The following is a 12804-nucleotide window of genomic DNA, read 5'->3' on the forward strand; positions in this document are numbered from 1 at the left end:
TAATTATAACAGTTCCGCCATAAACGAAAAGAAAAACTCCATCCTAAAAAATCAAGATGGAGAAATGATATTTATTTTTTCCCGCAGGTATGACCTGCAAGCCAGCCATGGGTCATAGCCATACCTACAGAGTTTCCAGCCATAGGCGTACTGTAGCCTAAACCATATCGACCACCCAAGCAATTGCCGGCAGCATACAAGTTGTCAATCTTTTCCCATTGTTTATTTAATACATTTTGATCAGCATCTGTAACCAATCCAGATAACGTAACCATGGATGGATTGCCACCATGACTCAGATTGCCAGTTCCACCATAAAATGGTGCTGTTTCAATAGGAATCATAAATTCTTTATCTTTACCATAATCTGTATCGCCTTCTGCGGAATGACACAACTCATTGTAATGAGCGATACTGTCAAGGAAATTCTGTTTTGCTTCTCCTTCATAACCTAACAAATCAGCCAATTCCTCCAACGTATTAGCGGCAAAGACGGTGCCTTTCATCATTTTCCGTTCAGCCAGATTAGCACCAGTAACGGTTGAGCCTTCCGGATTACCAATTTCAACAGCATCCATATCCGCTTTCAATACGTCATAAAAATCATCCATACCAAAATTTGGAGCACCATGATCTAATGGAGCCTTGGCCACGGTTTCACTCCAATTCGCATCGGTAACATAACAAGCCAGACCCGCAGGCTGACGTTTGGATACCGAACCCAGCTGACTGATTGCGCCTTCATTGCAGAAACGCTTTCCTTCAACATTTAACATCAGCATTGGACAGGTTCCCCAAGGTCCGCTGACACCGCCGCCCAGTGCCATCCAGCCACGCGGTGAAGCTTCAATCATACCGCCAGCCCAGCAACCCATTTTGTGGCCGATCCCAGCACGGATGGTTGTGCTTGCCCAATCCTCAGCTGTTTTTCCATCTCGTTCAGCCCATTCCATACCTTCATTTAATAAAGCCCAACACATCTTTGGATCACCGATAAAATCTCCAGCGCATAAAATTACACCCTTATTCGCTGTAAACTTAACATACTCACCCTCAGCATTCTTAGCGATCAAGCCTGTAACAGTCCCTTCATCAGACTGGACTAAGACAACACCTGTATGTTCAAAGAACCATTCAGCCCCATGTTCTTGGGTATACTGTACAATATATTTATGAACAAATTCTATATTGTTCCCTTGATAGCCATAGAATTGTGCATTACATGGCCAAGTCTTATAACCACCGCAGCGAATTGGATAGGAAACTTTCGCTCCGCTGTAAGCAGCCTGAGTATTACATAACGGATATTCAAACATGTTGGACATATCAAATTCGCCTTCATCAGGGACTTCTACACCTGGAATTCGAACCATCGTCCCCTTCATGAAGACATGACTGTCATTCGCTTTCCGCTGTTCTTCATACAGATTATAAATTTCCTGATATCGATCAAACATCGCACCGGAATTCTGCACGAAGCCGCGGATAATATCCGGATTACAGCGTCCATTGGCTCGCAGGCAGAACTCAGAAGTAATTTCACCTGTATTGTATGGGCCAAAACCACGATTAATCAAAAATTGCGAATTGACATGACCGATATCCTCACCAAACCAACCGCCCATATTTGCCCCGGTATTCTCTAAATCTACAAATGCACCCCAGGCCTGCTGTTCAATGACGGCAACACTTGACCCTTCATCCACAGCGCCCAAAGCAGCACCCAAACCGGAATGACCTCCACCTAAAATTACGACATCGAACGTCTTTTCTTCTTTGATTTCTGAATCGGCAACCACTGGTTTCTCACCCAGCCAATCACCAGGGCCACAATAGCCCGGAACTCGTCCATCCGCTGCGGCAGACCCGCTATTCGCAGTTACCACTGGTGTTGATTCCGGCTGCGTCTCATTCGTTGAACAGGCACTGAGCAATCCCATTGCGGCAACACCCAACGCGCTTGCTGCTGTAGATTTTAGAAAATCCCGTCTTGAAATTCCTTTATTCATAAGTTTCTCCCTTCATTCTTGGTATTTTTATCCTACCATTGCTGAAAAAAGAAAAAAATGGCTTCTGTCTGCTTGGACATTTTTCTTGTCTGCTTAGTCAATTTTTTAACAAGACTTCCGGGAGAGGGAAAAGCAAAGTCAGTATAAAATGATGATTGATCACTTCTGTCGATATTGTGCCTTGATATTTTTCAACAGTATAACGAATACTCCTCAAACCATAGCCATGACCTGCATCCGCTTTTGTCGTTTGCAGCTGATCCTTATGCCAAAGCATTAAATCACATTGACAAGGATTATCAAAACGAATAACACACCAGGATTGATTAAGACAGACCTTCACATTGATTTCCCGCATATCCTCGGAAAGCTGGCAAACATGTTCAATCGCATTATCCAAGGCATTGGCAAAAATTGTTGTTAAATCAGCAGGAGCTAAGAAATCTAACAGCTCTCCCTGAATCATAGTTAAGAGTGGGATCTTATACCTCATGCAGCATTCATGTTTATCTGTCAGGATTACATTTAAGGTTTCATTGCCGGTGTCGACAAAGTTTTCAAAGCCTTCCATTTGTTTTTGCAGCGTATTTAAATATTGCCGGCGCTTTTCATGATCTTCCAGCTGTTCCAGAACTTGAAGATGATTTTTCATATCATGATATTTCTGATTCACGATTTCCATAGTCTGCTGGCGATTTTCCACTTGGCGATACTGCAGCTTCAGAATGGTTTGCATACGCTGCAGATCTTCCTCTTTGCGCTGGCTTTCCATCATCCATTGATAACCAACAATGGTTAGAAAACCACAGATACTGGCAATTCCTTCAATAGAAATAGCTTCCAATCCGCGTGCCCAGCTTTCTTTGCCTAACGTCTCTGCAAAAGTCCCAATATAAACTACAGGGACAACACTTAAAGCAATCAATCCCATATAAACTGGATTTTGCTGAGTCAAGTCATATCGAAAAACCATCTTTTTCACAGGTGTCAAAATTAGAATATAGATTCCGAGCAGACCAAAACAGGAAATCAGGCGTAATCCCCAGGCTGAACCTTCTACTAAAAAATTAGTTGATTGAGCACTGATCATCAGATGACCAATTAAGTGTCGAATAAATCGTGTCGCCAAAAACAGCACGATAACATAGTAAAAACATTCCCGCCATCGGCAGCCGCAATACAGTCTGACAAAAAACATCAATGTTAGAAAGGTTTCCAATACATAAAGAATGCTGTAAATATCACGGGTTTGCTGCGAAGTCATACTGAGGAGATTCCATAAGTAATAACCAGTGACTAAAAGCAGAGGAAGTCCCCAGCGACGCCAAGAATGCGGACGAAGCGATGAAAGATAATAAAGAACGGCATAGACTTCACAAACTGTAAACAGCAGCAGGAAACCAAGATCTAACAGTTCTGATTGCGTCATATTAAAGTAACCTGCCTACATGTTTTGTCAAAGCTTCCATAAACTCTTTACGCCGATATTTGCTGATTAATAACTGATCTTCCCCCACAAATACTGTAGATTTACGAATTTGACGTACATAATCCATATTAACTAAATAGGCGACATGGCAACGAAAAAAACGTTCATCCAAAATCGCTTGAATATTCTGAAGAGGTTCATTGCAGCGCAGCACTTGTGTCTCTGTATGAATTTGCAAATGACGCGCCACGATCTCCACATAAAGAATTTCATTCATTTCCAGCCAGACCTGACCACGGTCTGTTTTCATCGGAATTCGTTTCTCTTTTTGTTTCTTTTCAATCCGTCGCACGGCTTTCATTAATTTTTCCTTGAAGAGTATAGGATTAACGGGTTTCAGAATAAAATCCATTGCTTGTACAGCATAGCCTTGTATTGCATACTGCGCAAGATTCGTAATAAAGATAATGATCAGATCTTCATCTTGTTCGCGAATTTTAGCCGCTGCCTCCATACCATCCATTTTATCCATTTGAATATCCAACAAGGCCAAGTCAAAGGAATGCGCTGGTAAGGCAGAGAAACTTTCACCATCTGTAAAAACAGCAATCTGTAAATTCAGTTGTTCTTCTTGCTGAATCTGATTGAGAATTTCTTCCATACGTTGAATCTGCGGCAGATAGTCTTCTACCAGCGCCACTCTGATCATCACAGCTCCCCCTTAATTAATCCTTTGTGAAATCTTTACGTTATTTGTATCATACCATATTTGAAAAGACGGAACAATCATGATCAAAAAAACGCTTAAACATCATTTCGTCTACTTAGCCATTTTTTCCGACTGATTGGAAAAATAGATATCCTTTTTTCAATATCAATTCGTGATATAATGAACGAAAAGAAAAAGAGAGGTTTTTTTATTGATGAAAACGAATAAAACAATGATCATGGCGATCAATTTCCCATTTTGTTTACAGGAAGAAAATCACGCGCATCCTTTTCAGATTTTAGGTGATTCTCAGATTAAGATGGATTATTTAGAGGCACTGAGCCGAGAACTTCACAGTACCGCTGAAGATTTTCAAGATGTTGCCTTTACAGCAGTCAAGCTTACAGGCTATCCGACAATTATGAATGCTGATAAAGTTGGAGAACTATTGCATCAAATTCGTCAGGAATATCATTTAACAGAATTTTGTGAAGTTAGTATTGAAACATTGCCAAATACAGTTTGTGTACCTTTATTAAGCGGATTGAGTCAGGGAAAGCCGACACGTTTTCAACTGCAAATACACTCACTGCAGCCAAAAGAATTACTAACATTAAAGGTTCCATACACCTTACCTGACATTCAAAATTCAGTCTTATTTTTAGATAAGTTCCGCGTCAATAATGTTTCATTGACCTTGGATTTAGGAATTCCAGGTCAGACCTTTGTTTCATTAAAACGCACGTTACGTTCTTGTTTAGAACTGGAACCTGATCATTTGATGCTTCGGCCCTATTTAAGTGTGCAGCAACGGGCTGATCAAAAGCTGCAGCAAAGAATGTTAAATTCAACAGATGAATATTTAAAAGAGCAGGGTTGGGTGAATTACGCACCTGGATTTTATTGCAAAAAAGAATGTCATGATCAGTTCTTAAGCCAGCTATGGACCCAGGGCGAAGTAGTCGGTTTTGGTCTGGATGCTTATTCGTGTTTTGATGGTTATCAATATCGAAATACACGTGATTTAGCATCTTATATTTCAGGGGCTGATGATTGTCAGCAATTAATTGAAAATCCACAGGCTTTATCGTCAGAAGAAAAACAGCTTCGGCAATTACGCGGACAATTATTACTTGATCAGCAGCCAGCTGCTGAAGGATACGCCGAGAGCGTTCAAAAGGAAATCAATTCATTTATCAAACAAGGATATATTGAAGAACTAGATGGTAAATTAAGCTTAACTAAGGATGGTAAAGGTGCTTTCTGGATCAGCTTATCAAATGAAGCTTATTACTGATTAATGAATAAGTAATGTGTAGGATAATTACGACTTAATTAATTACGGGAAATTTTAAATAATAATCGGTGCGAACCTGAGGTAAACATAGAATCCTTGGGAGGTTCGCACCAGAAACATGTGAAAAATGAAGATAATATTGCAAGTAACAGAATTATTCGCTATGATAATAATAAGTTAAGAATCATATGAACCTCTTTTAGTTTCTTATTTGCGGTCGCATCGCTCATGCGGTGCGTGGATTGAAATCCTTTTCTTTTTTGCCATAACTAGCGCTCCTCTCGTCGCATCGCTCATGCGGTGCGTGGATTGAAATTGTTCGGCCTCCTTGTATAATAGAGGCATAGTAGTCGCATCGCTCATGCGGTGCGTGGATTGAAATTTAAGCAGCCCGATCAATTTATCATCGACATCAGTCGCATCGCTCATGCGGTGCGTGGATTGAAATATAACCCCTGACGTTAATGCGCCTAAAAATGCAGTCGCATCGCTCATGCGGTGCGTGGATTGAAATCTGTGCGTTCAGGATGTTACGCATCGAAGTCCGCGTCGCATCGCTCATGCGGTGCGTGGATTGAAATCATGTCTGACATATTCAGTCAACTCGTCCGTACGTCGCATCGCTCATGCGGTGCGTGGATTGAAATTTGATCCAGGTCTTTGAATACGTCTTTTGAGCGCTGTCGCATCGCTCATGCGGTGCGTGGATTGAAATATACGAGCCACACCGTCCCATTCCAACAGTTCAGTCGCATCGCTCATGCGGTGCGTGGATTGAAATCCCTCCAAGATTCCCCACATGCTTTCAATCTCGGTCGCATCGCTCATGCGGTGCGTGGATTGAAATTGTTTTCGATGGCCTGACGCTTTTTGCCCATGTCGTCGCATCGCTCATGCGGTGCGTGGATTGAAATGTCGTTCAGGACGCCGGCGTACTCCCGCAAGGCCCGTCGCATCGCTCATGCGGTGCGTGGATTGAAATGTTTCCACGTCCACAACGATTGGCGCCTTACCTCGTCGCATCGCTCATGCGGTGCGTGGATTGAAATATGAAGACACTTCGCTGCACAGCGAGCGAAGATTGTCGCATCGCTCATGCGGTGCGTGGATTGAAATCGGCAACTTTTCGAGCGGATGAAAGGTGAGAAAAGTCGCATCGCTCATGCGGTGCGTGGATTGAAATATTATCCTGATCCAGTGATATCTCATACAGTCTTGTCGCATCGCTCACACGGCTCCAGTGAATATTAATTCAATTTTCGGCAAAAAAAGCTAAAAAAGAACCTTAAAAAACAAGGTTTAAAACAATTTTTCGATTGACCAATCAATACCGTAAATTGAAAATTAGATATTAAAAATCAAATTGCTGATCTATGATCGTAATCACCTAATAATTTTAATACAAACAAAGTATAAATTTCTAATTATCTTTTTATATTTTCTTAAATGCTCGTAAAGCCTTATTCTATGTGCTTTCGAGTATTTTTACTGTAGGAAGATACTTCACGTTTCTTTGCATATTTCCTCATGTCTTAGCTGTCAGAAGTGGTAAATAAGTAGTAAATTCATTTGTACTACTAAGCAACAAGACGCTCCTGTTGCTTCTCTTTATTCAAGCGTTTCATCTCTGACATTGCGGAATCAAATGTTGCGTGTGCGTAATAGTTCAGCGTCATGGCTATATTTGCATGCCCCATAATGTATTGTAATGCTTTTGGGTTCATTCCTGCATTTGCATAGTTGGTACAGAATGTATGTCGCAAACTATGTGGAGTGATGTGTGGTAACTTATCATCATTATACTTGTTGTATTTCTTAACAAGACCTTTCATCATACCATTATAGTCACTCGCCACTTTTGGATAGTTCTTTCTATTAAGAAAGAGGAAATCACTATATCCATCAATCTCAACACGCTTATCATTCTTTCGATTCGCTAACACTCGCTTAAATGCTTGATAGGCTTCTTCAACCATAGGAACTTGACGTTCACCACTTTTGGTCTTTGGTGTTTCAATGTAGTACCCAATTTCAGTATCTCTCAATAGCTGATGGTCTATATTGACAAGACGATTCTCAAAATCTAAATCTGGAAGTGTCAAACCACCAAACTCTGAAATACGAAGACCTGTTTTTAAGAGTATCAGAATTTCATCATAATTTTTGCTGTAGGTTTTATCAGCTTTCGCAAAGGCTAACAGTTTTTCTTCCTGTTCTCCTGTTAGTACGGTCTTAGGGACAGTATCATCATCAAGAACTGCATTCAGTTGAAAGTCAAATGGATTCTTCCGAACACAATCATCTTGTATCGCAATGTAGAATGAAGCCTTTAAAGAACGTTTATAGTTATTGATGGTTTGATAGGCATAACCATTTTCACTCATTCTAATCGCCCATTCTTTAGCGTCTGATGGTTTAATACTATCAATACTTCTTGCACCTAACTTGTCTTTCTTCAAAATATCCATAAGATATTTGCGTCCAGTTTCAGTATTTTTTCTAACCTTTGGTCTTTGAGCGTTCTGTTTTGCGTAAAGCTGGCAGAGTGTCATTTTCTTTCCTACAACATCAATACCATCATGAATGTCTTTCTGTAACTCTGCGATTTTCTCCCTAAGTGAGATACAATCACGCTTTCCTGCTGGTACTCTGTCTGTAGCCACAAGTTTCCACGAGTAAACAAATTGCGGTTCTCCAAATGAATCTGTATATTTGTATAAGTATCTTCCGTCTTTTCGTTGGCTCTCTCCAGTCTTTAAAATTCGACCTTTATTGTCACGTCTTTTTTCTGACATGGCATTTGCTCCTTTCCATTATGGAAAGAGCCCTGATACGACTTAATACTATTTTATCATATACAAGACCCTTTGGCTACGCTAGATTGCGTTCAATGTATCTATAATTTTTTCAAATTGTTTTCGTTTAACCTGAATACGATTGCCATTCATAATCAGCCAGTTTGCATTTTTATTTTCTTCTGCCAAACGACGCAGCTTGTTTTCGCCAATACGAAAATATTTTGACGCTTCTTCAATAGTTAGGGTATAACGCTCCCAAATCGGAATGTCAGTCTGCTTCATAAAATCCTCCTTTCCAAATCACTTATTGGATTTCATAAAAGTTGTTTTACAAGCAATCGAACAGCTCTAGCAAAGCTCACGGGAGTTCCACCCCTGCATGGTTCTCATGTAGCCATACTCATTGCCTGCGACGCTTTTAACGCTCGGACTATTGACTGTATGGGAGTATCATTATCACGATAAGAAAGTCGTCGCTGGCAATCCTGCTAAAGATTGTTTTTCGGAACACTAACTGAAACGCTCGCTATCTTTAGAAGATAGGTCATGGCGGTTAGCTCCGTTGGCTCTTTTCTTATCGAAACGTATTCAATTACTTTTATTCAGTTTTCAAAGAACAATGGCTCGTTAGCCTATCAAAACACATTGAAAGCTCAATATGCTTTGATGGAATAACAAACCTCCCTGTTCGGGAAGCGTGGAATAGTATGGCACGCTTCCACGAAAAGAGAGAGGTTATTACTTAATTTCAAATGACAGAATCTTTGTAATCAGTCTGGTTTCCATTCTTCCACGTAAGACTTCATCAACGACCATACTTTGATTGCCATATTCATCTTTCATAAGTCGTAGGGAACGTTTCGTTATGTACCCTCTGTAATGATGTAGAATCTGGTTAATCGCTTCTGTATCGCCATCTGTTGCCTTTACAATGAGAGGAAAGGGAATCATAGGATATTGTGTTTTCATTCTTCAAATTCCTCCATAAACTTTTTGATTAAGGCTAGTCCACTGGTTCTATGCCGATAGACAGTAGAACGGTTCAATTTCAACAGGTCTGCAATTTCTGAATCGCTCATGTCCATAAAGTAAAACAGCAGTAGAATTTCACGTTTCTTGTCTGGCAACTCACGTAATGCTTCACTCAATAAATCATTTTCAACACCAACTGATATTCCATTGAGTGTAAAAATCTGAAAGTCAGTTGAATAGTTATCTGTTGTCGCAAACTGGCTAACAAGATAATCGCCAACATCAGAAAAGGACACTTCACGCTTTGCGATCCTTGAAAGATAAAGCAGATAATTCTTTCGCTCGTCTTCCATAGCACGTTTACAGATATAGTCAAACTGATTTTCTATTGTGGTCTGAAAAAAAGATGGTTTCATGTTTCTCACCCCCTTTCTGTCTAGGAAAGGAAGTGAGCCTTGCTCTTTTATCTCCTTTCACTCTTAGTCCCAATGTGAAAGGGGGATTTGTTGCATTACTGATGAATAAACTTTGTAAAAAAGTTCTGAATAACCAAAAAAGCACACAAACAGATTGATTTCTCTGTTTACATGCTTTTATTTTTCTATCTATATGATTTATAAAACCACATTGGTGGACGTACTTATCTATTGCAGATAGACGACTTTTTTTGATAAATACTCAATGTGGGGAACTTGATTGTATGTGATATACTTCATGGCGACTTTGACCTCCAACAAACCGCCATTTGGAAGTAAGATACAATATTTTAACAGCATAAATAGCACTACCATATAACGGTTTTTTTTATTGGCGTTTAGTAGTGCTTTTTATTAAATATGAACCTATAAACTATATAACATGTTTTTCTATACCTGTTTCTAATTCAATAGGAACAGTAAAATGTATAGAGGTGGTCTACTATGCGTAAAAAAGAAGATAAATATGATTTTAGAGCCTTTGGTTTAGCCATTAAAGAAGCTCGATTGAAACGAGGTTTAACTCGTGAACAAGTGGGAGCATTGATTGAAATTGACCCACGTTACTTAACTAATATTGAAAATAAGGGGCAACACCCCAGCATACAAGTTCTTTATGACCTTGTATCGTTACTTCATGTTTCCGTTGATGAATTTTTCTTACCTGCTAATAACTTGGTAAAAAGCACCCGACGATTACAGATAGAGAAATACATGGATAGCTTTACAGACAAAGAACTATCCTTAATGGAATCTTTAGCCAGCGGTATCAACGAAGCAAGAAACATCGAAGACTAATTAAAAGAATCCATACATAACGGAAAGAGCCGATAAAATGAGATTGTATTAATCTCATTTTATCGGCTCTGCGTCTTTGCGTCTGGCTCTGTAATCACAGTTACTTTGAACTGCTTTATTTCAATTAAATTTTCTTGTCTGCATTTCGGACAATAGAGGGGGAATTTTTTTTAATTCAGTATCTTCCCTTATCTTTAATCGTGTTTTATTTCCACATACAGGACACAATATCCACTTGTAGTTTATAATAACTATCTCCTCCTTTACACTTTAATTCAAATCTTTATTAAAGAATATTTCATCTTATTTAACAAGAAACCATATTTATATAACAACATAAAATACACTAAGTTATTTTATTGAACATATATCGTACTTTATCTATCCGACTATTTGGACGACGGGGCTGGCAAACAGGTTCACCGGTAGTAACATGGTACCCTTTTAACTCTGTTAAACAAACACTACGTCCATTTGTAAAGAAAGTTAAATCACTACGATATTCTTGAATACACCGAGCAGGGATTTCTCCACTAAGAATGACCTCATTATTTTTCAATTGAGTGTCTACGATGTTCGCACAATATTTAGGAGCATCGTTGTATGCTCGTGAAAGATATTCCTGTGGCGCATAAATTTTAAAACTAAGATATGGCTCTAACAATTCTGTTCCAGCTTTTTTTAAGACTTGTTCCAATACAATAGGAGCAAGCATCCGAAAATCTGCTGGGGTACTAACAGGGCTATAGTATAAGCCATACTTAAAACAGATTTTACAGTCCGTCACATTCCAACCATACAATCCTTGTTCACAGCCATAGCGTATCCCCTCCATAACTGCATTTTGAAACGATTGATTTAAGTATCCAAGAGAAACCGAGCTCTCATACTGTACTCCGCTCCCTAATGGAAGCGGTGCTACAGATAGACCAATGGAAGCCCAGAAAGGATTCGGTGGAACTTCGATGTGAATGGTATACTCTGCTTTTTTTAACGGTCTTTCCATATAAATGACTGTAGGCTCTTTTATTTCTATCTCCACATGATACTTTTCTTGCAGCAGAGCACAAGTCACTTCCATTTGTACTTTCCCTAAGAAAGAAAGTATGATTTCATGTGTCGCAGAATCCACATAATATCGCAGAAGCGGGTCACTGTCGGAGATTTCTAAAAGTGCATCAAGTAACATTTCCCTTTGTTGAGGTTTGCTCGGTTCAACAGTCGTTTGCAGCAGAGGGAGGGGATTTTCAATTCTCTCTCTCTGTGGCAATAGCTTTGTATCTCCAAGAACACTATTTAACTTCAAAAACTCATTCTGCAAAATAACAATTTCCCCGGAATAAGCCTTATCAATTTTACATAATTCACCATTTATTGAAGTATACATTTCTGTAATTTTTATTTTTTCCTTTTCCGATATTCTAACCGAATCTCGCAAATGCAGTACGCCACTATAAAGACGTATATATGCAAGACGCTGTCTTTTTTCCGAATACTCAATTTTGAAAACTTTTCCGCAAAGTTCAGACTGACCTCGATGTGTTGATGAATAAAATTTATTCGTAATCACTTCTATAAGGTTATCAATCCCTATATTGTTTTTTGCACTTCCGTGATAAACAGGGAACAGGGAACAATTATGAAATCTTATGCTTTCCTCTTGTTCGAGTTCTAATGCTTCCAATAATTTCCCAGACGTATATTTCTCCAAAAGGTAATCATTTCCTTCTATTACCATATCCCATTGTTCAGATTCGGTAAAGTTCATTACACGCATATTAGGATGCAGTTCTACCTTCTGTTTGATTACAATTTCCGCAGAAAGTTTCTCTTTAATATCCTGATAAACCGTTGATAAATCAATTCCATTTTGGTCAATCTTATTGATAAAAAAGATTGTGGGAATACCTATTTTCCTAAGTGCATGAAACAATATACGAGTTTGTGCTTGTACGCCATCTTTTGCAGAAATCAGTAGAATTGCCCCATCTAATACTGATAATGAACGATATACTTCTGCTAAAAAATCCATATGTCCTGGCGTGTCTATGATGTTCATCTTAGTATTTTTCCACTGAAAAGAGGTTATCGCCGTCTGAATTGTAATTCCTCTCTGACGTTCTAAAAGCGTATTATCCGTTTTCGTTGTACCTCTGTCCACGCTTCCTAATTCTGTAATCGCTCCACTGTTATATAATAAGCTTTCTGTTAAGGTAGTTTTTCCCGCATCAACATGAGCTAAAACTCCAATATTAATAATTTTCATGTGATTTTCCTCCATTCAAAAGCCCAAAAGGGCATAAAAATCCCAGTGAT

General features: G+C 39.2%; 12 protein-coding genes and 1 CRISPR repeat array. Of the genes, 2 read left to right on the top strand and 10 right to left on the bottom strand.

Going from position 1 to position 12804, the window contains the following annotated elements; translation table 11 throughout:
- Positions 1-71: 71 nt before the first annotated feature.
- The 3 genes from BN162_RS06875 to BN162_RS06885 form a co-directional block, all read right to left on the bottom strand.
- Positions 72-2009, bottom strand: a complete 1938-nt coding sequence (locus tag BN162_RS06875; RefSeq protein ID WP_020224354.1) for an FAD-binding protein — start codon at positions 2007-2009, stop codon at positions 72-74.
- A gap of 97 nt (positions 2010-2106) precedes the next feature.
- Positions 2107-3438, bottom strand: coding sequence for a sensor histidine kinase (locus BN162_RS06880; protein ID WP_020224355.1), 1332 nt, complete (start codon positions 3436-3438; stop codon positions 2107-2109).
- Position 3439: 1 nt separating this feature from the next.
- Positions 3440-4147, bottom strand: coding sequence for a LytR/AlgR family response regulator transcription factor (locus BN162_RS06885; RefSeq protein WP_020224356.1), 708 nt, complete (start codon positions 4145-4147; stop codon positions 3440-3442).
- 214 nt (positions 4148-4361) lie between these two features.
- On the opposite strand from BN162_RS06885, the gene BN162_RS06890 reads away from it, so the two are divergent.
- The gene (locus BN162_RS06890; protein ID WP_020224357.1) at positions 4362-5444 is read left to right on the top strand and encodes a hypothetical protein; all 1083 of its coding nucleotides are present in this window, start codon (positions 4362-4364) and stop codon (positions 5442-5444) included.
- Positions 5445-5660: 216 nt separating this feature from the next.
- Positions 5661-6627: a CRISPR direct-repeat array (repeat unit 33 nt; unit sequence GTCGCATCGCTCATGCGGTGCGTGGATTGAAAT).
- Positions 6628-7021: 394 nt separating this feature from the next.
- Here BN162_RS06890 and BN162_RS06895 read toward each other — a convergent pair.
- The 4 genes from BN162_RS06895 to BN162_RS06910 all read right to left on the bottom strand — a co-directional run bounded on the left by BN162_RS06895 (position 7022) and on the right by BN162_RS06910 (position 9630).
- The gene (locus BN162_RS06895; RefSeq protein ID WP_002835202.1) at positions 7022-8239 is read right to left on the bottom strand and encodes a tyrosine-type recombinase/integrase; all 1218 of its coding nucleotides are present in this window, start codon (positions 8237-8239) and stop codon (positions 7022-7024) included.
- An 81-nt stretch (positions 8240-8320) separates the two neighbouring features.
- Positions 8321-8524: an excisionase gene (locus BN162_RS06900; RefSeq protein ID WP_000814512.1), complete on the bottom strand. Its 204-nt coding sequence runs from the start codon at positions 8522-8524 to the stop codon at positions 8321-8323.
- Between the two features lie 456 nt (positions 8525-8980).
- The gene (locus BN162_RS06905; protein ID WP_000857133.1) at positions 8981-9211 is read right to left on the bottom strand and encodes a helix-turn-helix domain-containing protein; all 231 of its coding nucleotides are present in this window, start codon (positions 9209-9211) and stop codon (positions 8981-8983) included.
- Positions 9208-9630, bottom strand: coding sequence for a sigma-70 family RNA polymerase sigma factor (locus BN162_RS06910; RefSeq protein WP_000804599.1), 423 nt, complete (start codon positions 9628-9630; stop codon positions 9208-9210). Before BN162_RS06910 ends, BN162_RS06905 begins: the two co-directional genes overlap by 4 nt.
- Before the next feature lie 504 nt (positions 9631-10134).
- Between BN162_RS06910 and BN162_RS06915 the strand changes: the two genes are divergently transcribed.
- A complete protein-coding gene (locus tag BN162_RS06915; protein ID WP_001227347.1) occupies positions 10135-10488 on the top strand; it encodes a helix-turn-helix transcriptional regulator in 354 nt (117 codons plus the stop codon).
- A gap of 59 nt (positions 10489-10547) precedes the next feature.
- On the opposite strand, the gene BN162_RS19230 is transcribed toward BN162_RS06915, so the two are convergent.
- The 3 genes from BN162_RS19230 to tet(M) all read right to left on the bottom strand — a co-directional run bounded on the left by BN162_RS19230 (position 10548) and on the right by tet(M) (position 12754).
- Positions 10548-10613, bottom strand: coding sequence for a hypothetical protein (locus BN162_RS19230; protein WP_425279938.1), 66 nt, complete (start codon positions 10611-10613; stop codon positions 10548-10550).
- Positions 10609-10716 (bottom strand): cysteine-rich KTR domain-containing protein, encoded by a 108-nt coding sequence (locus BN162_RS19235; protein ID WP_425279935.1) that lies wholly within the window; start codon positions 10714-10716, stop codon positions 10609-10611. Before BN162_RS19235 ends, BN162_RS19230 begins: the two co-directional genes overlap by 5 nt.
- 118 nt (positions 10717-10834) lie before the next feature.
- Complete coding sequence (gene tet(M) / locus BN162_RS06920; protein WP_020224358.1) at positions 10835-12754, bottom strand: tetracycline resistance ribosomal protection protein Tet(M); 1920 nt, start codon at positions 12752-12754, stop codon at positions 10835-10837.
- Positions 12755-12804: the final 50 nt, after the last annotated feature.

The organism is Holdemania massiliensis AP2 (genome assembly GCF_000327285.1).
GTDB classification, from domain to species: domain Bacteria; phylum Bacillota_I; class Bacilli_A; order Erysipelotrichales; family Erysipelotrichaceae; genus Holdemania; species Holdemania massiliensis.